Origin of the sequence: Nonomuraea sp. NPDC004580 (assembly GCF_040609855.1) — a bacterium.
Taxonomy (GTDB): Bacteria; Actinomycetota; Actinomycetes; order Streptosporangiales; family Streptosporangiaceae; genus Nonomuraea; species Nonomuraea salmonea.
Genome location: NZ_JBEXLH010000035.1, coordinates 38086 through 57896 on the forward strand (window position 1 = coordinate 38086; position 19811 = coordinate 57896).

Sequence of the window (19811 nt, forward strand, 5' to 3'; positions counted from 1 at the left end):
CGCACATCTTCCTCTTTACCGGAAACCATGATGGAATCGTTTCCATGGAGAAGCGGGCGACCATCAAGGATGTGGCCGAGGCGGCCGGCGTGGGCGTCGCCACCGTCTCCCGGGTGCTGTCCGGCGGCTCGGCCAGCCCGCAGACCCGCGAGCGCGTCCTGGCCGTCGCGGCGCAGCTCGACTACCGCCCCAGCGCGCTCGGGCGCAACCTGCGCCAGCGCCGCACCGGCGGCATGGGCCTGCTCGTGCCCGACCTGACCGACACCTTCCACGCCCAGCTCGCCGAGGGCGTGCTCGCCTGCGCCCGTTCGGCCGGCGAGCCGGTCGTGCTCGGCTCGACGGCGGGCGACCCCGAGCAGGAGTCGGAGCTGATCGGCATGCTGCTGGAGCAGAGCGTCGACAGGCTCATCGCGGTCCCGTCGGGCGACGAGGAGAGCTGGGCGCCGGCGCTCCGCGCGGGCATGACGGTGGTCTTCGCCGACCGGCTGCCCGCCGTGCCGTCCGCCGATGACGACGACCCGGCGGTGCGGGCGGTCAACGACCTCATGCTGCTCGACGGGGCCGCCCCCGCCCCCGCGCGTTCCCGGTCGCTGGACGTGCCGTCCGTGACGGCCGACGACCGGTCAGGCATCCGTACGGCGGTGCGCTACCTGCGCGGCCTCGGCCACCGGCGCATCGCGTTCATCGGCGGGCCCGGCCATGACCGGCGGGCCGCGGCGTTCAGGGAGGCGGTGGGCGAGCCGGTGGACGAGGAGCTGATCGTGTTCGGCACCGGCAGCCGCGACTCCGCCTACGCCGCCGCCTCCGGCCTGTTCCAGAGCCGCCCCGACCTGTCGGCCGTGGTCGCGGGCGGCAACGTGCTCGGCGAGGCGGCCGTGCTCGCGGCCAGGGAGCTCGACCTGCGGGTGCCACGAGACGTCTCGCTCATCATGTACGACGACGTCCCCTGGGCCGAGCTGTGCTCACCGCCGCTGACCGTCGTCGCCCAGCCGGGGCGCGACATGGGCTATCGGGCTGCCGAGCTGGTGCTGCGGTCGGGCGGCCGGCGGCCGCGTTCGGTGGTGCTGCCCACGCAGCTGATCGTGCGCGGCAGCTGCGGCCCCCGCCACTGAACCCCTCGGCTCGCTCCGAGCCGGGGCCGCGCGTGGCCTCCCTACCCGGCGCCGCCCGTGTAGCGGCGGGGCAGGATCAGCACCGGGTTGTCGTCCAGGATCACCTCGGGCGGGCCGAACCTGGCCGCCGCCCGCCTGATCTCCGGCTCGTCGAGCAGCAGCAGCCGCCCGTGCTCGACGAACAGCTCGCCGTCCACCACCACGGTCGGCCGGTCCACCTGGCAGTCGCAGTGGGCGAACCCGGGCCCGCTGGTCACCGGCAGGCCGCCGGTCAGCCCGTCGAGCCCGCAGTAGAAGGCGCCTGCGTGCTTCTCCCGCTCGAACTGGGTGCCGCCGGCCAGCCGCACCTTCGGGTTGAGCCCGAACAGCGCGTGCCGCATGTAGAAGCCCTCAGGCGCGTACCTGCGCAGCTGCACGGCGGCGGCGCCGCCCTCGATCTTGCGGACCAGGTTGCCTTCGAGCGTGATGCGCAGCGGCTCCTCGGGGACGCCGGTGACGGTGGAGTCCTCGACGACGAGCATGCCCTCGGTCTCGGTGGGCCAGAAGTTGACGCCCCCGTAGGGGAACGGCCGCCAGTCGCCCGGCCGCAGCCCGCCGGGCCCCGGGTCCTCGAAGGTGAACCCGGCGAACGTCAGGTCGGTGCCCCGCACCGAGGTCACCCTGATCGAGGAGGCCGTGGCGAGCTGCCGCAGCGCCCTGGCCACCAGCGCGTAGAAGACCTCGACCGGCAGCCTGGCCCCGGTCAGCAGCGCGCCGGCCGTGGCGGTCATGTGCAGCGACACGAAGCGGGCCGAGCGTGCCCTGATCTGGTCGAAGAACAGCGGCTCGCTGTGCACCTCGCCCCACCACGTGCCGGCGATCACCACGTCGGCCTCGTGGAAGGCGGCCGTCTCGATCTGCAGCGGCGCCTCGCGGTCCCAGCCGCCCGCACTGAACGGCGGCACCGACAGGATGCGCACGTCCGCGTCGCGCAGCGCCGCGGCGGCGGCGATGGCCTGCACGACCACCGGGTCCACCGTGTGCTCCATCATCAGCAGCACCCGGTCACCCCGGGCGACCCCGGCGTATTCGCACAGGTTGCGCGCGCCGGGCATCAGCTCGACGATCGCGTACGGCGACGCGGAGGGCTCGGCGGCGTAGGTGAAGGGCGATCCCGCGTACGGGTTGCCGGCGTACGGATTGATCGTCATCACGCTCCCCTGCGGGCCGGTCCAGCGACAATGGGGATGACTACCCACCGGCCCGCGCGCGTAGCGTCATGACTTCGTAACGCTTGGCGACCGCCGCGTCAGAGCAGCTTCTCGATCGCCGCGACGACTGCCGGGTCGTCGGGGGCGGTGCGGGGGCGGAAGCGGGCCACGACCTGGCCCTCGCCGTCCACGAGGAACTTCTCGAAGTTCCACTGCACGTCGCCGGCCTCGCCCTGCTCGTCGGCCGCCTGGGTCAGCTCGGCGTAGAGCGGATGCCGGCCCGGGCCGTTGACGTCGGCCTTCTCCAGGAGCGGAAAGTCCACGCCGTACGTGGCGGCGCAGAACTGCTGGATCTCCTCGGCGGTGCCGGGCTCCTGGCCGGCGAACTGGTTGCAGGGCATGCCGACGACGGTGAGGCCGCGGGGGCCGTACTGGCGCTGGAGCTCGACGAGGGCGGCGTACTGAGGGGTCAGGCCGCAGCGGGAGGCCACGTTCACGATCAGGGCGGGGCCGCCGGAGGCGAGGGCGCCGAGCGTGGTGGGGGCGTCGTCGAGGGTGCGGAGCGGGATGTCACTGAGGCTCATGATCCGACCCTACAGAACGAGTCAGGGCCAGATTTGTGACACAGTCCTCATTTTTCGGACAAACCCCCTGAAGAAGGTATATATCGTGATCTTTACTGACGAGCTTCGTTTTCTTGGTCAATTCGCTGTCAAGAGATTCGCTCGGGCACTGTGGCGCGGTCCATGAACCCCCTCGAAAGGGAACCCGCATGCCCATGCTCCGCCGTACCGGCGTCCTGGTGCTGACCGCCACGCTCGTGGCGGCCGGCGGCGCCTCGGCCGCACAGGCGCAGAGCTCCCAGACCAGCGGCAGGAACAAGTCCATCGCTCGGACCATGGTGGCCAAGCGAGGCTGGGACATCGGCCAGTACAGGTGCCTGGTGAAACTCTGGACCCGCGAGAGCGGCTGGAACCACCGCGCGGGCAACCGCAGCTCAGGCGCCTACGGCATCCCGCAGGCGCTGCCCGGCCACAAGATGGCCTCCTCAGGGCGCGACTGGCGCACCAACCCGCGCACGCAGATCCACTGGGGGCTCGGCTACATCAAGCAGCGCTACAAGTCGCCGTGCCGGGCCTGGGGCCACTTCCAGTCCCACCATTGGTACTGAGCCAAACCCCAGGCTCGCGCGCTTTTTACGGCAAGCCCCGTCCAGCCGGGAGGCGGGCCGGGCAATCCCGCTCCAGCGAGCGGGCCTTTTATCCGCAACGAACACACAAACACCCGTCCTTCGCGTGTCACTGTAAGTGACCGACGGTGACTGTGCGTAATAGGAATCGTGCTAAAGGACACGTCGCGGTGCCCTTCGGGCCGCCCAGCACGATCGGGCGGCAACAGGATCCCGGAGGGCCACGCGGACCCTCCGCGCCCGAGCCACGGGCGCGGGCAGGCAGGGCGCGCACCGAGCGCGCCCGTCCGCACGCGGCCCGATGGCAAGGATCGATTTGGACAGCACACGCGTGCTCACGGGCACACTCATCACCGTCAGCGCATTCACCGTCATCGGCGGCACTCCGGCCAGGGCCGAGACCATGCCGATGCCGATCAAGACCAGGACCTGGACCACGTCGGCCCAGCCGAAGATCACGGCCGTCCGGCCGGAGAACAGGAACAAGAAGATCGCCCTGGGGCACGTCGTCCAGCGCTCGTGGAACCTGCGCGAGTTCCGCTGCCTCGACAACCTGTGGACCAGGGAGAGCGGCTGGAACCACCGGGCACGTAACAGCTCATCCGGCGCGTACGGCATCCCGCAGGCCCTCCCGGCCGGCAAGATGCGCGGCGCGGGCCGCGACTGGAAGCACAACCCGGAGACGCAGATCCGGTGGGGCCTGGCCTACATCAAGGGGAGGTACGGCAGGCCTTGCGGCGCCTGGGGACACTTCAGATCGCACAACTGGTACTAGGAGGCCCAGGAGGGCATCCGGTGCCGTACCGCTACCGGGTGCCCTCCCTACGCCCAGCCCGCTCCTCGACGGCCCTGATCAACATGTCCAGCCCGAACTCGAACTCCGCCTCGTGATCACACTCCCCCAGCAGTCCCGCCAGTGACGTCACCTCGGGGAACAGCGCGGGATCGACTCCGTCCGCGCTGATCGTCCTGGTCTGCGCCGGCGCGAACGTCGGCGTCACCCCCACCTCCCGCAGCAGCGAGCCCACGATGTAGGCGATGAACATGCGCAGCACCCGCACCGCGCCGGCCCCGTCGAACCCCGCGTCACGCAGCGTCGCCAGCGCCCGCTCGACCGGCAGCAGCCCGGCCGTGGAGTGCAGCTGCCTGCTGACCACCAGCATCGTGCAGCGCGGGTAGTGGTGGGCGATCTGCCGGAACGCCCGCGCCTGGCCGCGTACGCGCTCGCTCCACGGCGCCTCGGGGTCGTCGGTGAACTCGATCTCGCTCAGCACCGCCTCGGCGACCCCGTCGAGCAGGGCGTCCTTGTTGGGCACGTGGTTGTAGAGCGACATCACGCCGACCCCCAGCCCGGCCGCCACGCGCCGCATGGAGATCGCGTCGGCGCCCTCCCGCTCGATCAGCTCGACGGCGGCGGCGACGATACGCGCTCGGGAAAGAGGCTCAGTGGGCATGACTCATTCTAGGAACGCGATCACCCCACACTCCGGCAGACTGTGACGAGTGCGGCACCTGCTGACCTATCGCGACGCCGTCGCCCTGCTGGGCGGCCCCACGGCGATCTCCGGCCTCCTCGACAAAGCCTCCTCGTTGGCCCTGTTCGGCCTCGGCGAGATCGACCTCTTCGACGCCCGCGGCGAAGCGGTGCGGCTCGGTGACACCTTCCTGCGCCGCACGCGCGACAAGATCAAGGGCCTGAGCCGGTACGACACCACGCAACGGCTGACCGCGGCCCACACGGTCATCGTGATGGTCGCCTATTTAGAGGCGCTCGCCGAGATGGAAGTGCTCCGCGATCTGACTCTTGAGGACCAGCGCCGCATCCTCGGCACGGATGACCGGCTGCACGCTCTGGCCGACGCCCCGGTGACGCCTCCCGGTCCCAGATTTCCCCATGAGCGCATGATCGGGCTCCTCCGCAACGACTACCGCAACTTCACGGAGGAGCTGTTCGACATCCTGTCCGGGCTCGCCTGCTGGGACCGCTGGGACGCGACCACGCGGGCCCGGCTGCGCGCCGGCATACCGGCCCTCGCGCTGCGCCGCTACGAGGAGCTGTTCCGCCGGATGGCCGCCGAGTTCCCCGAGGTCGCCTGCTGGATCGACCGTGCCGATCATCAGGCCACCAGGGCCGAGATCAGGGAGCTGGCGCACGGCCTGGCCGGGATCGAGCGGCGGCTGGCCTCGATCTCGCAGGTCCGCTGCCCGTCGGACCGGCTGACCGCACTGACCATGGCGAACCGGGCCGCGCTCCGGCACCCGATGATGTCCTCCACGCGCACGCCTGCCGGGATGACCCTCCCCACCCTTGAGCAGGGCTATGTGGACCCGGCATACCGCTGCCTCCGGACGGGCATGCCGGCGGCCGAGGAGAGAATGTGGGCGGAGCTCGACCGCCGCGACGACCTGACCTCCTTCCTGGCCGCCTACCTGACGCTCCCCCTGGCCGCCGATGCCCCGCTGCTCGTGCTGGGCCAGCCAGGCGCGGGCAAGTCCGTGCTGACCCGCGTGCTCGCCGCCCGCCTGCCGGCGAACGAGTTCCTGCCGCTCAGGGTCGAGCTGCGCGGGGTGCCCGCTGACTCCGGCGTCCTGACACAGATCGAGCACGGCATCAGGACCGCGCTGGACGAGGACATGTCATGGCCCGACTTCGTGCACGCGGGCGGCGGCGCGCTCCCCGTAGTGATGCTGGACGGCTTCGACGAGCTGCTCCAGGCGACCGGTGTCAACCAGAGCGACTACCTGGAGCGAGTCGCCGAGTTCCAGCGCGCACAAGCCGAGAAGGGCCGGGCACTGGCGGTCATCGTCACCTCCAGAACGGCGGTGGCTGACCGCGCCCGCGTGCCGGACGACTCCTACGTCATCCGTCTGGAGCCCTTCGACGACGAGCAGATCGCGCAGTGGGTCACCGTCTGGAACGACGCCAACCAGACGTACTTCCGCGACCGCGACCTGCAGCCCATGCCCCTCGAAAGAGTGCTCGCCGTGCCGAAGCTGGCCGGTCAGCCGCTCCTGCTGTCCTTGCTGGCCCTCTACGACGCCGACGCCAACGCGCTGCGCCTCATGCGCGAGGACCTGCCCGAGGCCGAGCTGTACGAGCGCCTCCTGCACGGTTTCGCGGCCCGGGAGGTCGCCAAGACCCGCCCAGGGCTGCCGGACGGCGAGCTCGAACGGGCGGTGGAGGACGAGCTGCTGCGGCTGTCGGTGACGGCGTTCGCGATGTTCAACCGCGGCCGGCAGTGGATCGCGGACGCCGACCTGGACGCGGACCTGCACGTGCTGCTGCCGGACTCACCAGAGAAGAGCGGAGGATCCGGTTTCCGCCGCCGGTTGACGCAGGCGGAAGGCGTGATCGGCGGGTTCTTCTTCATTCACACCACCCAGGCGCTGCGCGACCACGAACGCCTCAGGACGTACGAGTTCCTGCACGCCACCTTCGGCGAATACCTGGTGGCCCGCCTGGTGGCCAGGGAGCTGGCGGACATGGCGGAGCAGCTGGCCTTCGCCGAGTCGCGGCGCCGCCCGGCCACCCCGGACGACGGCTTCCTGCACGCCCTGCTGTCGTTCGCCGCGCTGGCGGGCCGCGCCCCCACGGTGGACTTCCTGGCCCACCGCCTGACGACCGACCTCACGGAGGACCGGCGCGAGATCCTCAAGAGGCACCTGTGCGAGCTGTTCTCGCGGGCGCCGCAGGGCAGGCCGGGCTCGGCGTACGACGCCTACCAGCCCACCCGGGCGGACGTGACCGCCCGCTGCGCCGCCTACGCCGCGAACCTGATGCTGCTCGCGGTCCTTGCGGCCGACGGCCCGGTGACGGGGGCCGAGCTGTTCGGGAGCGCCCAGCAGGAGCAGGCGAACGAGCTGTGGCGCAGGATGACCCGCCTGTGGCACTCCCAGCTCACCAGGGCCGAGTGGGACGCGCTGATCCGCACGGTCAAGGTCCGCCACGAGCTGCGCGACGGGGTCAGGACCCTGGAGGTGACCTTAGAGCGGGACGCCGAGATCGACGTGGCGGACCTGGTCTTCTTCACCTGGCCGGGCGAGAGGCCGCAGCCGGCCCGCAGGATGCGGTCGAGCGGCTCGATCCCCATGCGCGAGATCGCCTTCCGCGACGACACGCTGCTCGGTCACCTGTACGCCGCCCTGCTCCCCTACGCGGCGGACGTCGATCCGACGCTGGAGTCGTACCCGCGCTCCCCCGTGGCGCTGCTGCTCGACCTCCTGCTGAGCGAGACCCCGGACACCGCCCTGTACGCCGCCGCGCTGTCAGAGGGCCCGACCTGGAGCTATGTAGACAAAGTGCTGCGCAGGCTGGCGGAGGACGCCCGCGTGCTGCCCGGCCGCGACGTGCTCGACCTCATGCGGACGGCCGCCCGCCGCTGGTCGGGGCCGAACCGGCTGCAGCGGATCCACGAGGTGCTGAGCGCGCGCCCCGACGTCGAGGAGCGCGTCAAGGTGCAGGCGGGCCTAATCGCGGGGCAGGCGGAGGACGAGCCGCGTCTGCGGCCCTTCGATGGCGAGTTCTCCGCCGTGCTCCCTGGCGATGTCGCGGGCGATCGGCAGTCCTAGGCCGCTGCCGCCGAGGTCGCGCGAGCGGGTCACGTCGAGGCGGGTGAAGCGTTCGAACACCTGCTCCCGCTTCTCCTCGGGGATGCCGGGCCCGTCGTCCACCACTTCGAGCACCGCCTCGTCCCCGCTGCCCCGCACCTGCACCTCCACCTTGGAGTCACCGTAGCGGTCGGCGTTGGACAGCAGGTTGGTCAGGACGCGGGCCAGCCGCAGCCGGTTGCCGCGCACGTGCACGCCGGGCTCGGCGCGTACGGTGACGGGCAGCCGGGAGGGGCGCCGCGCGACCTCGTCCTCGACCAGCCGGCCGAGGTCGAGGCGCTTCTTCTTGACCGGCGCCCCGGCGTCCAGGCGGGCCATGAGCAGCAGGTCCTGCACGATGTCGGCGAGCCGCTGGGCGTCGTCCAGCGCGGCCCGCCAGTCGGCCTCGCCGCGCTCGTACAGCCCGTCCTCCAGCCGCACCATCAGCCCGGCGATGGGGGTGCGCAGCTCGTGGGAGGCGTCGGAGACGAAGCGCCGGTGCCGGTCCACGGCGTCCTCCAGCCGGTCGAGCGTCTCGTTGACGGTGGCGGCCAGCTCGGCCACCTCGTCGCGCGAGTCGGGCACCGCGACGCGGGAGCTGAGGTCCTCGGCGCTGATCCTCTGCAGGCCCTGCCTGATCTGCTCGACGGGGGCGAGCACGCGGCCGACGCCGTACCAGGTGCCCCAGGCCATCAGCGCCAGCAGCAGCGCGGAGGAGCCGAAGAGCATGACCCGCAGGTACGGCGAGTGCAGCAGGAACGGCTCGCGAACGGCCGCGTAGGCGACGACGGGGCCGTAGACGGTGGCGCGGTTGCTGGTGCCGACGACGGCGAGGCAGCCTTCCGGCCGGCACTCCCGGGTCTCGACCTGCGAGTCACCGCCGGTGGGCCGGGCCCGGGTGATCGGCGGCTGGCCGAGCAGGCCCGCGCTGGCGGCGACCACACGGCCCTCGTAGTCGACGATCTGCAGCAGCCCGATGCCGTTCATCGGCGGGATGGGGCCCTCGAAGCGCTCGGTGTCGATGATCGTGGTGAGGTGCCTGCTGGCGGTGGCGGCCTGCGACACCAGGTCGGCGCGGGCCCTGGACGGCCACGTCGCCGACAGCAGGGCCGCTCCGCCCAGCAGGAGGACGCCGAACGACACCACCGTCGCGAGCGTCATCCGAGCCCTGATGGAGCGGCCGTGCACCATGTGTCCGACTGTGCCACGCGGGCTGCAAACCGCAGGTCAAACGGATGTCGGCCGTCCGCTGTGGTAACTCCTGCGCAGCTCGCGCACCTCCTCGGCCAGCTCGACGCAGCGCCGCAGGTGTGCGAGCTCGGATTCGCCGATCATGGGCCGCCCTCCCTCCTGTCGTCAACTACGGTTTACGGACCAGCCGAAAGTGCATGACTATTCACGTTTTCCCACGTCATGTACAGAAAACCCACCCTGAGGCCACAGAAAATCGGTTGATCCGACGTATTAGCCTAGAAGGGATGCCTCCCGATACGCACCAACCTCGCCCTGCCCTGCCGTCTTCCAGATCCTCCTCCAGGCTCTCCGTCAACTCCCTGTGGCGGATGCGGTCCTACCTCCGCCCATACGTCTTACGACTGGTCGTCATCTGGCTGACCGCACTCGTCGGCGTCGGCCTGGTGATCGTCTTCCCCCTCATCATCGAGAGAGTCATCGACGGGCCCGTGGCCGACAAGGAACCCGGCGCTCTGCTGCCGCTCGGCCTGCTGGCGGTCGGCGTGGGCGCGCTCGAAGCGCTGCTGATCTTCTTCCGGCGCTTCATCCAGGTCAAGCCGGTGCTCGGCCTTGAGACCGCCATCCGCGACGACCTCTACGCCCACCTGCAGCGCCTGCCCATGGCCTTCCACGGCGACTGGCAGTCGGGCCAGCTGCTGTCACGGGCGACGACGGACCTGTCGACCCTGCGGCGCTTCCTCGGCTTCGGCGCGCTGTTCCTGGTCATGAACGTGCTCCAGGTCGTCACCGTCACCGTGCTGCTGCTCAACAAGTACTGGCCGCTCGGCCTGCTGGTGCTGGCCTCGGTCGTGCCGATCGTGATGACCTCCCAGCGCTTCGAGCGGCGCTACATCAAGATCTCCCGCCAGGTCCAGGACGAGCAGGGCGACCTCGCCACGTTCGTCGAGGAGTCGGCGATCGGCATCCGCACGATCAAGGCGTTCGGCCGCCGCCACCACGTCTTCGACCGCTACGACGAGGCCGCGCTCAAGGTCTACGGCTCCTCGATGAGCAAGGTGCGGCTGTCGGCGAAGTTCTTCTCCTTCCTGGAGATCGTGCCCAACATCACGCTGGCGCTGGTGCTGCTGCTCGGCGCGCTGGCGGTCGGCTCCGGCGCGCTGACGCTGGGCGCGCTGGTCGCGTTCACCACGCTGATGCTGCAGCTGGTCTGGCCGGTGGCGAGCCTCGGCTACCTGCTGGTCATGGCGCAGGAGGCGATGACCTCCGCCGACCGGCTGATGGAGGTCATGGACACCGTCCCCGCCATCGAGAGCGGCTCGGACGTCATCGAGGAGCCGCGCGGCCACCTGCGCTTCGAGGGCGTCGGCTTCCGCTTCGCCGACTCCGAGCAGCCCGTGCTGCAGGACGTCTGGCTGGACGTGCGGCCGGGCGAGACGGTCGCCATCGTCGGGGCCACCGGGTCGGGCAAGACCACCCTGACCGCGCTGGTGCCCCGCCTGCTCGACCCCACCTCCGGCCGGGTCACGATCGACGGTCACGACGTCCGCGAGCTCGATCTCAAGCAGCTGCGCCAGGTGGTCGCCACCGCGTTCGAGGAGCCCACGCTGTTCTCGATGAGCGTGCGCGAGAACCTCATGCTGGGCCGGCTCGACGCCACCGAGGAGGAGCTGGAGCAGGCCATCCAGACCGCGCAGGCGATGTTCGTGTACGACCTGCCGTGGGGTCTCGACACCCGTATCGGCGAGCAGGGCCTGTCGCTGTCCGGCGGGCAGCGGCAGCGGCTCGCCCTGGCCAGGGCGGTGCTCAGCAAGCCGCGCATCCTCGTGCTCGACGACACGCTGTCCGCGCTCGACGCCGAGACCGAGGCCCTGGTCGAGGAGGCGCTACGGCACGTCCTGCGCGACGCGACCGGCATCGTGGTCGCCCACCGCGCCTCCACGGTGCTGCTGGCCGACAAGGTCGCGCTGCTGCGCGACGGCACGATCACGCACGTCGGCCAGCACCGCGAGCTGCTGGCGCAGGTGCCGGAGTACCGCGAGCTCCTGGCGCAGGACGCCGACTTCGACGACGCGGCGGAAGGAGCGCTGCGATGACCACGCCGGCGACCACGACGGCGACCACGACGGCTCCTGAGAAGAACGCCTCCTGGCGCGGCGTCGGCTCCGAGGACCAGGACGAGCTGTCGGAGAAGGTGTCGGTGCTGCTGCGGGCCCGCTCGCGGCGGCTGCTCGGCGATCTGCTGCGGCCGTACCGGAGGAAGATCGCGCTGCTCGTCCTGATCATCGTGGTCTCCAACGCGGCCGGGCTGTCGATCCCGTTCCTGGTCTCGGTCGGCATCGACCGGGGCATCCCGCCGATCACCGGCGGCCAGGCCCCGACGGTGCTGCTGACCGTGGTCGGGGTGATCCTGGCCGCGGCGGTCACCCAGGCGCTGGCCCGCCAGGCGTTCCTGCGGCTGATGGGGACGGTCGGCCAGAGCATCCTGCTGACGCTGCGCAGGAGGGTGTTCGACCACTTCCAGCGGCTGTCGCTGAGCTTCCACGAGAAGTACACCTCGGGCCGGGTGATCTCCCGGCTGACCTCCGACATCGAGGCCATCGCCGAGCTGGTGCAGTCGGGGTTCGACGCGCTGGTCAAGGCGGTGCTGACGCTGGTCGGCACGGCGGTGCTGCTGCTGGTGCTGGACGTGCACCTCGGCCTCGTGGCGCTGGTCCCGCTGCCGCTGCTGCTGCTGTTCACCAAGTGGTTCCAGCGGCAGTCGGCGGTCGTCTACCGGCGGACGAGGGAGACGGTCGCCCTGGTGATCGTGCACTTCGTGGAGTCGATGATCGGCATCCGCGCGGTGCAGGCGTTCCGCAGGGAGCCGCGTAACCAGGAGATCTTCGAGCAGCTCAACGACGACTACCGCGACGCGAACGCGCGCAGCATGATCCTCGGCGCGACGTTCATGACCGGCATCAAACTGATCGGCAACATGACGATCGGCGCGGTGCTGCTCTACGGCGGCTACCTCGCCCTGCACGGCGAGGTGGAGGTCGGCGTGCTGGCCGGGTTCATGCTCTACCTGCGCCAGTTCTACGAGCCGATGCAGGAGATCAGCCAGTTCTACAACACGCTGCAGTCGGCGGGCGCGGCGCTGGAGAAGCTGTCCGGCGTGCTGGAGGAGGAGCCCGGCGTGCCGGAGCCGCGCGAGCCGGCGGCGCTGCCGGGCGGCCGGGCGCAGGGCAAGGTGCGCTTCGACGGCGTCGAGTTCTCCTACGTCAAGGAGATGCCGATCCTGCCGCGCCTCGACCTGACCATCCCGGCCGGGCAGAGCGTGGCGCTGGTCGGCGCGACCGGGGCGGGCAAGACCACGCTGGCCAAGCTGATCTCCCGCTTCTACGACCCGACCGAGGGCCGCGTGCTGCTCGACGGCGTGGACCTGCGCACGCTCGACGAGCCGACGCTGCGCCAGGCGGTGGTCATGGTGACGCAGGAGAACTTCCTGTTCGACGGCACGGTGGCCGACAACATCAGGTTCGGCCGCCCCGACGCCACCGACCACCAGGTACGCGAGGCGGCCAAGGCCATCGGCGCCCACGAGTTCATCTCGTCGCTGCCCGACGGCTACGACACCGAGGTGGGCAAGCGCGGCGGGCGCATGTCGGCCGGTCAGCGCCAGCTCGTCGCGTTCGCGCGGGCGTTCCTCGCCGACCCTGCCGTGCTCATCCTCGACGAGGCCACCTCCAGCCTCGACGTGCCGAGCGAGCGGCTGGTGCAGCGGGCGCTGCGGACGATCCTGGCCGAGCGCACCGCGCTGATCATCGCGCACCGGCTGTCCACGGTGGAGATCGCGGACCGGGTGCTGGTGATGGAGCACGGCCGCATCGTCGAGGACGGGCCGCCGGCGCAGCTCATCGCCGCGTCCGGCCGCTTCGCCGGGTTGCACCAGGCGTGGCTGGAGAGCCTCAGCTGAGGGGTTCCGGCTCCGGCACTCCTCCAGGGATGCCGGAGCCGGCTCTGTATGGAGATTCGGGGAGTTCAGTACAGCCGCGGGCGTACCGGGCTGATCAGCGGCGTCTCGTCGGGGACGGCGGACTCCGCCGCTCTCCTCAGCTCCGGATGGCGTGACAGGTAGCCGTCCGGGAAGGTCGTGGCCCGCTGGCAGCCGCATCGCGGGCAGATGGCGCCCGATGAGGGCGGCGAGACGGGCAGCCCGGCGCGCAGCCAGATCTCACCCGCGTTGCCGTGACGGTCCTCCTGGTGCCTGACGACGTATTCCTCCTCCCACACGTGCCAGCAGCGCTGACACTCGAAAGGCACGATCCGCAGTTCTTCTTCCATGAGGTCACCCCCTGCTTCCGAGTGTCCGCCTCCCTCCCGGCGTGTCGCAACCCGGCCCTACCGAACGGTGAACACGAAGGTCACGGCGCCCGCGACCACGCTCAGCGTGCCGAGCCAGGCGACGACCGCGTCGAGCCCGGCGTCGAGGGGGCGGCCGCCATGCAGGGCGGCCTGCACGCGGCGGAAGCGCTGCCTGGTCCTGATCAGCAGCACGGCGCCGCAGAGCGCGGCCAGCGCGAACGCGGCGATGGCGGGCGCCGGCAGGCCGCTGCGCAGCGCGACGCCGGCGGCGCCGAGCCCGCCGGTGGACAGCGCCACGGCGGTGCGCACCCAGGCGAGCCGGGTGCGCTCGCTCTGCAGGCCCTCGTCCCAGATCTCCTCTTCCGGAGTGATGCCCACGGCGTCCTCGCCGTCAGCCCCGCGCCGACAGGATGATCAGGACGAGGGCGGCCACCGCGACGGCGGCGACGCCGTAACCGAAGACGGCCGCGAGCGCGGGCGGCGGGAGCGGCGCCTGCTTGCGCAGCGCGCGCTGGATGTTGCGCCAGCGGGGGTATGCCATGCCGGCCGCCAGCGCGGACAGGGTGACGAGCGCGATGGCCAGGCACGTACGCAGCCACGGCACGAACACGTCGGACGGCACCGCCGCGATGGCCACCCCACCCGCGCTGAGCGCCAGCGCCGTGCTCAGCCAGGTGAGGAAGGTGCGTTCGTTGGCCAAGGTGAAACGCGGGTCGGGTTCCATGGAAAAACGGTAATTCGTCCCCATTTCCCCTAGAGATGCCGGGATTGTCCCTGGGGTCAGCTGCAGGCCTGCGCGACCTTGTTGACGTAGTCGGCGCTCTCGGTGGCGACCTTCTGGGCGGCGTCGACCGCGTCGTTGACGTCGTTGACCGTGATGCCGGTCAGCGTGGCGGCCAGGCTGTCGCTGGCCTCCTTGAGCGTGGTGTTGGCCGCCGAGTCGGCCACGCCGTTGAGCTTGGCCGCGGCGTCGTCGATCGCCTTGTCCATGGCCTGGGGGTCGTCGGTCAGCTTGGTGACCTGGGCGCCCAGCTCCGTGACGATCTTGGGCGCCTCGATGCAGGCCTGGGCCTTGTCGATGGTGTTATTGACATCACTGCAACCGGCCGCGAGCACGCACGAGGCGAAGAGGGCCAGGGGCACGAACCGGCTTCTGAGTGAACGCATACCTCGACACTACCCAAGCACCCGGCCACGTGGCGTGACCGAACGCTCAGGAAAGCGTGGCCAGCCAGCCGGTCAGCAATCGGTTGACCTCCTGCGGGCGTTCCTGCTGCACCCAGTGGCCGCAGCCGTCGATCAGGTGGCTGCCCGACAGGCCCGGCATGGTCTGCGGGAACGCCTCGATGGCGCCGGCCAGCCACCGTACGCCCGCGTCCTGCGCGCCCGCGACGAACAGCGAAGGCTGCAGGATGGGGGCGCCGTCCCAGGCCGCGAGGTCCTCCCAGTCGCGGTCCACGTTGCGGTAGCGGTTGAGCCCGCCGGTCAGGCCGGTGCGCTCGAACTCGCCCGCGTAGACGTCGAAGTCCTCCTCGCCGAGCCAGGACGGCAGCTCGTCCTCCGGCCAGCGGTCGCGCAACCGGCCGCCCGCGGGCAGGAAGAAAGCGCTCTCGCCCAGCCCGTCCGCCGACAGCGCGGCGTAGCAGCCGGCGAGCCAGCCCCGCACGTCGGACTCGATCTCCACCTCGGCCCGCCCTGGCTCCTGGAAGTAGCTGACGTAGAACTCCTCCTCGCCGCCCATCGCCGCGAACGCGTCGGCGGGCCGGTGCGGGCCACGCGGCGCGTACGGGACGCTGAACAGCGCGACCGCCCGGAACAGGTCGGGCCGCAGCAGCGCGCTGTGCGCGGCGATGCCCGACCCCCAGTCGTGCCCGGCGATCACCGCCGGCCCTCCGCCCAGCGCCCGCACCACGGCCACGCAGTCGGCGACGAGCTCCAGCATCCGGTACGCCGCCACCCTGGCCGGCTTGACCGACCGCCCGTAGCCGCGCACGTCCATCGCCACCGCCCGGTATCCGGCGGCGGCCAGCGCGGGCAACTGGTGGCGCCACGAGTACCACGACTCGGGGAAGCCGTGCACCAGCAGCGCCAGGGGGCCGTCGCCCTGCTCCGCCACGTGGATGCGCCCTGCGGGCCCCTCGATCAGCCGATGGGTGATGTCCTTCATGTCATTCCTCCTTTCCCAGCACTATGGGCCGCTCGCTAGGGCTGCGAGTAACCACGTTGCCGTTCCGGCAAAACGGACACTGACCTGCAAGGATATGGAAAGCGATATGAATGCTTTCGCGATATCGCTATTAGACATCGCGCTTTCGCGTCTGCTTTGCTCCTGCCCTCTGATCTGATCGAACGACGGCAAGGACTTGGCATGCGACACCTTCGTGCCCGGCGGCTCTCGGCCGCGGTGCAGGCGACTGCGTTGACCCTCTCGCTGCTGGCCGGCGGGGCCGCGACCGCGAGCCCCGCCACCGCCTCGGCGGCCACCGCCTGGCCGGAGATCTCGGCGGTGACCGCCGAGCTCTCCGGCCAGGCGCTGGTCAGCAAGGAGCTGCGAGCGCTTGAGTCGTCCTTCAAGGGGCGCATCGGGGCGTACGCGATCGACACGGCGACGGGGAGGACCGTGGCCTACCGATCGGGTGAGCGGTTCCCGCTCCTGTCCACGTTCAAGGCGGTGGCGTGCGGGGCGGTGCTGCACAAGGCGCGCACGTCCGAGCCCGGCCTGATGAACAAGCGGGTGAAGTGGACGGAGGCCGAGGTGAAGCCGAACTCGCCCACGACCGAGAAGCACGTCAAGGACGGGCTGACGGTCGCGCAGCTCTGCGAGGCCGCCATCACGCTGAGCGACAACACCGCGGGCAACATGGTGCTCAAGCAGCTCGGCGGGCCCGCCGGGCTGACCAGGTACTTCCGCAGTCTCAAGGACCCGGTCTCGCGGCTCGACCGCTGGGAGACCGAGCTGAACGACTGGACGCCCAAGGACAAGCGCGACACCACCACCCCCTCGGCGCTCGCCCGCGACCTGCGCCTGCTCACCGCGGGGAAGGCGCTGCACCCCAAGGACCGCGCGCAGCTCAACCGCTGGCTCATCGCGAACGAGACGGGTGACGCCCGCATCCGCGCCGGCCTGCCGAAGAAGTGGACCATCGGCGACAAGACCGGCACCAACCAGGAGATCGGCGCGGGCAACGACGTCGCGATCGCCTGGCCGTCCGGCCGCTCGGGCGCGCCGATCATCCTGGCCGTCTACACCAACCGCACGGCCGCGGGACTGCCCGCCGACGAGAAGGTGATCGCTCGGACCGCCACCATCCTGGCCCGCGGACTCGGCAGGCTCTGATGGGACGTCGGGGGACGAAGCTCCTGCGCCTCGCCGCGGCCGCCGCCGGGTCGGGCGTGCTCGTGGCCGCGATCGCGATCCCGGCCGTCGGGGGCATGGGGGCCGGGTTCGTGGCGGCGGCGGACGAGGTGAACCTCAAGCCGGTCGATCTCGCCGAGCCGCCGCCCGCCGAGGTGACGATCGTGCGGGACGCCAAGGGCGGCGAGATCGCCCGCTTCTACGAGGAGTACCGCGAGATCGTCGGCCTCGACGAGATCGCCGAGCAGATGCGGACCGCGATCGTGGCGATCGAGGACTTCCGCTTCTACGAGCACGGGGCGATCGACATCGAGGGCACGCTGCGCGCCCTCGCCACGAACCTGCAGACGGGCCGCACCAGCCAGGGCGGCTCCTCCATCACCCAGCAGTACGTCAAGCAGGTGCTGCTCAACTCGGCCGGCACCGAGGCGGAGCGGAACGCCGCCATCGAGGCCAGCTACGCGCGCAAGCTCAACGAGCTGCGGTACGCGATGGGGATCGAACAGAAGTACACCAAGGACCAGATTCTCGAGAAATATCTGAACATCGCGTACTTCGGGGCGAGCGCGTACGGCGTCGAGGCCGCCGCCAAGCGGTTCTTCGGCGTGCACGCGGCCGACCTGACGCTGGCGCAGGCCGCCACGCTGGCCGGCGCCGTGCAGGACCCGAACGCCACCGACCCCAACCTCGGCCCTGAGCACCGGGAGCGGCTGCTGCACCGCCGCGACGTGGTGCTGAACCGGATGGCGGAGCTGGGCAAGATCACCGCTGAGGAGGCGGCCGCGGCCAAGGCCACGAAGCTGGGCTACAAGGGCACGCGCCTGCCCGGCGGCTGCGAGGCCAGCAAATATCCGTACTTCTGCCTTTATGTCCGGCACGAGATTCTGAGCAACCCCGACTTCGGCCGTACCGCCAAGGCCCGGCTGGCCATGCTCAACCGGGGCGGGCTCACCATCAGGACCACGCTCGACCCGGTCGCGCAGGCCGCCGCCGAGCGCGCCATCAAGCGGTACGTGCACGCATCCGACCGGCCCGTGGCCGCCGAGGCGCTGGTCCAGCCGGGCAGCGGGGCGATCAGGGCGATGGCCGCCAGCCGGCGGTACGGCCCCGACGCCGGCAAGAACGAGATCTCGTACAACGTGGTCGCCGACACCGCGCACGGGGGCGGGGTCGGATTCCAGCCCGGCTCGACGATGAAGACGTTCACGCTGATCACGGCGCTCAAGGAGGGCATGAAGCTGGACGACGGGCTCGCCGCGGGGGCCGGCTACCGCGCGCCGGCGTACTCCACGTTCAAGAACTGCGCAGGCCAGAGCATCGGCGACCCCACCCATACCGTCACCAACGACGAGGGCTCGCCCGGCTGGAAGACGCTGCGCACCGGCACGTGGAGCTCCGTCAACACCTTCTTCATGGAGCTGGAGCAGCGAGTCGGGCTCTGCGACACCGTCAAGACCGCCAAGGCGCTCGGCATCCGGCGCGCGGACGGCAAGAAGCTGCGCGAGTACGAGACGTTCACCCTCGGCATCAACGAGACCGACCCGGTGACGGTGGCCGCCGCCTACGCGGCGATCGCCGCCCGCGGAACCTACTGCGCGCCGATGGCCATCACCCACATCACCGACAGGGACGGCTCGACCACCCGCTACCGCCCCAAGTGCCGCGAGGCACTCGAACCCGCCATCGCCGACGCCACCGCCGAGGTGCTGTCGGGCGTGTTCACCGAGGGGACCATGCGGGGCGCGGGCGGCATCGGCCGGCCCGCCGCCGGGAAGACCGGCACCACCGACGGGTACGCCTCGGCCTGGTTCGCCGGCTTCACCCCCGACCTGGCCGGAGCCGTCAGCCTGGGCGATCCGCGGGGGTCGCAGCAGTACAAGCTGACCGGGGTGACGATCGGCGGGCACTACTACGGCTCGGTGCAGGGGGCGAGCGTCCCCGGGCCGATCTGGCGGGAGACCATGATCCAGGCGCTGCGCAAGGTCCGGCCCACGCCGTTCACCCCGATCCTCACCAGCCGCTTCGAGGGCTGCACGACGGGCTGCCCCCCGAAGCAGCCGGAGAAGGACGAGGACGAGGGCGAGGGCGAGGAAGCGACGGGAGCCACCCCCACGCCCACGACCTCGCTCTCCCCCACCCCCACCACCGAACCGTAGGAACGGGGAAGCGTGGTCAGAACTCGTCGTGTCCTGTGACCTGGGTGACGGTGAAGACGTGGCGGGTGGCGGCGCAGATCGTCTCCAGGACGTGGACGGGCACGTCGTCCGTGGAGTAGCCGGTGCGCAGCACCTGGACGACCCACTCCCCCTCCGCCAGCTCCAGCGTCTCGCGCTCGAACGGGGTCGGCGGGCGGGCGACCAGCGTCTCCTCGGCGTGCCCGAACGCGTGGCCCAGCGCCACCAGCGCCGACTGCAGCGACGGGCGGACGAACCCGGGCTCGGCGATGCGGGTGCCGGCGAAGAGGTCGGCGCGGAAGAAGCTGGTGGCGATGCGTACGGGGACGCCGGAGGCGGTCAGCAGCTTGCGCCGCGCGATGACGCCGGTGCCCGGTGGCACGCGCAGGCAGGCGGCGACGTGGTCGGGGGCGGGCTCCTCGCCGACGTACAGCATGCGGCGGCCCGCCTCCAGCCCCTGGCGCTCGGCCTCGGCCAGGAACAGGGACTGCGACGCGCGTACGGCGGGCTCGGTCGGCAGCGCCCGGCGGACCAGTACCCGCTGCGCCCCGGCGTTCGTGCCCTCTGTGACTCCCATGTCAGCCTCCTCGACGTGCGCAGGCATCCTACGCGCCTCGCCACCGGCCCCGGTCAAGGGGAGATCGCCGGGCTGAGCATAGGATCGCG

At 71.1% G+C, this 19811-nt stretch carries 18 protein-coding genes; 8 read left to right on the plus strand and 10 right to left on the minus strand.

Features of this window, described 5'->3' with window-relative positions; translation table 11 throughout:
* Positions 1–44 precede the first annotated feature (44 nt).
* Positions 45–1112 (plus strand): LacI family DNA-binding transcriptional regulator, encoded by a 1068-nt coding sequence (locus ABZW11_RS29605; protein ID WP_355423906.1) that lies wholly within the window; start codon positions 45–47, stop codon positions 1110–1112.
* Between the two features lie 41 nt (positions 1113–1153).
* Here the strand turns inward: ABZW11_RS29605 and ABZW11_RS29610 are convergent, their stop codons facing one another.
* A complete protein-coding gene (locus tag ABZW11_RS29610) occupies positions 1154–2302 on the minus strand; it encodes a hypothetical protein (RefSeq protein WP_355423909.1) in 1149 nt (382 codons plus the stop codon).
* A gap of 98 nt (positions 2303–2400) precedes the next feature.
* Positions 2401–2886 (minus strand): glutathione peroxidase, encoded by a 486-nt coding sequence (locus ABZW11_RS29615; protein ID WP_355423911.1) that lies wholly within the window; start codon positions 2884–2886, stop codon positions 2401–2403.
* A 188-nt stretch (positions 2887–3074) separates the two neighbouring features.
* On the opposite strand from ABZW11_RS29615, the gene ABZW11_RS29620 reads away from it, so the two are divergent.
* Together ABZW11_RS29620 and ABZW11_RS29625 are read left to right on the plus strand one after the other, a co-directional pair.
* Positions 3075–3473, plus strand: a complete 399-nt coding sequence (locus tag ABZW11_RS29620; protein WP_345387068.1) for a transglycosylase SLT domain-containing protein — start codon at positions 3075–3077, stop codon at positions 3471–3473.
* Positions 3474–3807: 334 nt separating this feature from the next.
* Positions 3808–4266 carry a lytic transglycosylase domain-containing protein gene (locus ABZW11_RS29625; protein WP_355423915.1) on the plus strand — a complete coding sequence of 153 codons (459 nt, stop codon included), beginning with the start codon at positions 3808–3810 and terminating at the stop codon, positions 4264–4266.
* 31 nt (positions 4267–4297) lie between these two features.
* Here the strand turns inward: ABZW11_RS29625 and ABZW11_RS29630 are convergent, their stop codons facing one another.
* Positions 4298–4945: a TetR/AcrR family transcriptional regulator C-terminal domain-containing protein gene (locus ABZW11_RS29630; protein ID WP_355423918.1), complete on the minus strand. Its 648-nt coding sequence runs from the start codon at positions 4943–4945 to the stop codon at positions 4298–4300.
* A gap of 49 nt (positions 4946–4994) precedes the next feature.
* Here ABZW11_RS29630 and ABZW11_RS29635 point away from each other — a divergent pair, with 49 nt between their 5' ends.
* Entirely contained in the window at positions 4995–8060 is a 3066-nt protein-coding gene (locus ABZW11_RS29635) for a hypothetical protein (RefSeq protein ID WP_355423921.1), read from the plus strand.
* Here ABZW11_RS29635 and ABZW11_RS29640 read toward each other — a convergent pair.
* Entirely contained in the window at positions 7959–9239 is a 1281-nt protein-coding gene (locus tag ABZW11_RS29640; protein WP_355423923.1) for a HAMP domain-containing sensor histidine kinase, read from the minus strand. The genes ABZW11_RS29635 and ABZW11_RS29640 overlap by 102 nt on opposite strands.
* A gap of 401 nt (positions 9240–9640) precedes the next feature.
* Between ABZW11_RS29640 and ABZW11_RS29645 the strand changes: the two genes are divergently transcribed.
* Positions 9641–11365, plus strand: coding sequence for an ABC transporter ATP-binding protein (locus tag ABZW11_RS29645; protein WP_355423926.1), 1725 nt, complete (start codon positions 9641–9643; stop codon positions 11363–11365).
* Entirely contained in the window at positions 11362–13227 is a 1866-nt protein-coding gene (locus ABZW11_RS29650) for an ABC transporter ATP-binding protein (RefSeq protein ID WP_355423929.1), read from the plus strand. The genes ABZW11_RS29645 and ABZW11_RS29650 overlap by 4 nt, the downstream gene beginning before the upstream one ends.
* A gap of 65 nt (positions 13228–13292) precedes the next feature.
* Here the strand turns inward: ABZW11_RS29650 and ABZW11_RS29655 are convergent, their stop codons facing one another.
* From ABZW11_RS29655 to ABZW11_RS29675, 5 genes are read right to left on the minus strand one after another with little or no spacing between them, the layout of a single operon-like run.
* Positions 13293–13595, minus strand: a complete 303-nt coding sequence (locus tag ABZW11_RS29655; protein WP_355423932.1) for a hypothetical protein — start codon at positions 13593–13595, stop codon at positions 13293–13295.
* A gap of 57 nt (positions 13596–13652) precedes the next feature.
* Positions 13653–13994 (minus strand): DUF202 domain-containing protein, encoded by a 342-nt coding sequence (locus ABZW11_RS29660; protein ID WP_355423935.1) that lies wholly within the window; start codon positions 13992–13994, stop codon positions 13653–13655.
* A gap of 13 nt (positions 13995–14007) precedes the next feature.
* A complete protein-coding gene (locus tag ABZW11_RS29665; protein ID WP_345387087.1) occupies positions 14008–14340 on the minus strand; it encodes a DUF202 domain-containing protein in 333 nt (110 codons plus the stop codon).
* 56 nt (positions 14341–14396) lie between these two features.
* Positions 14397–14783, minus strand: a complete 387-nt coding sequence (locus ABZW11_RS29670; protein WP_355423938.1) for a hypothetical protein — start codon at positions 14781–14783, stop codon at positions 14397–14399.
* A 46-nt stretch (positions 14784–14829) separates the two neighbouring features.
* Complete coding sequence (locus ABZW11_RS29675) at positions 14830–15783, minus strand: alpha/beta hydrolase (protein WP_355423941.1); 954 nt, start codon at positions 15781–15783, stop codon at positions 14830–14832.
* A gap of 201 nt (positions 15784–15984) precedes the next feature.
* Here ABZW11_RS29675 and bla point away from each other — a divergent pair, with 201 nt between their 5' ends.
* Both bla and ABZW11_RS29685 read left to right on the plus strand, forming a co-directional pair.
* A complete protein-coding gene (gene bla, locus ABZW11_RS29680; RefSeq protein WP_355423944.1) occupies positions 15985–16953 on the plus strand; it encodes a class A beta-lactamase in 969 nt (322 codons plus the stop codon).
* Positions 16953–19127 carry a transglycosylase domain-containing protein gene (locus ABZW11_RS29685; protein ID WP_355423947.1) on the plus strand — a complete coding sequence of 725 codons (2175 nt, stop codon included), beginning with the start codon at positions 16953–16955 and terminating at the stop codon, positions 19125–19127. Before bla ends, ABZW11_RS29685 begins: the two co-directional genes overlap by 1 nt.
* Positions 19128–19143: 16 nt before the next feature.
* On the opposite strand, the gene ABZW11_RS29690 is transcribed toward ABZW11_RS29685, so the two are convergent.
* Positions 19144–19722: a UTRA domain-containing protein gene (locus tag ABZW11_RS29690; RefSeq protein WP_355423949.1), complete on the minus strand. Its 579-nt coding sequence runs from the start codon at positions 19720–19722 to the stop codon at positions 19144–19146.
* Positions 19723–19811: the final 89 nt, after the last annotated feature.

Coding starts and splice junctions, on each gene's coding strand:
- ABZW11_RS29605 (WP_355423906.1), top strand. CDS start 45: ATGGAGAAGCGGGCGACCATCAAGGATGTGGCCGAGGCGGCCGGCGTG.
- ABZW11_RS29610 (WP_355423909.1), bottom strand. CDS start 2,302: ATGACGATCAATCCGTACGCCGGCAACCCGTACGCGGGATCGCCCTTC.
- ABZW11_RS29615 (WP_355423911.1), bottom strand. CDS start 2,886: ATGAGCCTCAGTGACATCCCGCTCCGCACCCTCGACGACGCCCCCACC.
- ABZW11_RS29620 (WP_345387068.1), top strand. CDS start 3,075: ATGCCCATGCTCCGCCGTACCGGCGTCCTGGTGCTGACCGCCACGCTC.
- ABZW11_RS29630 (WP_355423918.1), bottom strand. CDS start 4,945: ATGCCCACTGAGCCTCTTTCCCGAGCGCGTATCGTCGCCGCCGCCGTC.
- ABZW11_RS29640 (WP_355423923.1), bottom strand. CDS start 9,239: ATGACGCTCGCGACGGTGGTGTCGTTCGGCGTCCTCCTGCTGGGCGGA.
- ABZW11_RS29645 (WP_355423926.1), top strand. CDS start 9,641: ATGCGGTCCTACCTCCGCCCATACGTCTTACGACTGGTCGTCATCTGG.
- ABZW11_RS29650 (WP_355423929.1), top strand. CDS start 11,362: ATGACCACGCCGGCGACCACGACGGCGACCACGACGGCTCCTGAGAAG.
- ABZW11_RS29655 (WP_355423932.1), bottom strand. CDS start 13,595: ATGGAAGAAGAACTGCGGATCGTGCCTTTCGAGTGTCAGCGCTGCTGG.
- ABZW11_RS29665 (WP_345387087.1), bottom strand. CDS start 14,340: ATGGAACCCGACCCGCGTTTCACCTTGGCCAACGAACGCACCTTCCTC.
- ABZW11_RS29670 (WP_355423938.1), bottom strand. CDS start 14,783: ATGCGTTCACTCAGAAGCCGGTTCGTGCCCCTGGCCCTCTTCGCCTCG.
- ABZW11_RS29675 (WP_355423941.1), bottom strand. CDS start 15,783: ATGAAGGACATCACCCATCGGCTGATCGAGGGGCCCGCAGGGCGCATC.
- bla (WP_355423944.1), top strand. CDS start 15,985: ATGCGACACCTTCGTGCCCGGCGGCTCTCGGCCGCGGTGCAGGCGACT.
- ABZW11_RS29685 (WP_355423947.1), top strand. CDS start 16,953: ATGGGACGTCGGGGGACGAAGCTCCTGCGCCTCGCCGCGGCCGCCGCC.
- ABZW11_RS29690 (WP_355423949.1), bottom strand. CDS start 19,722: ATGGGAGTCACAGAGGGCACGAACGCCGGGGCGCAGCGGGTACTGGTC.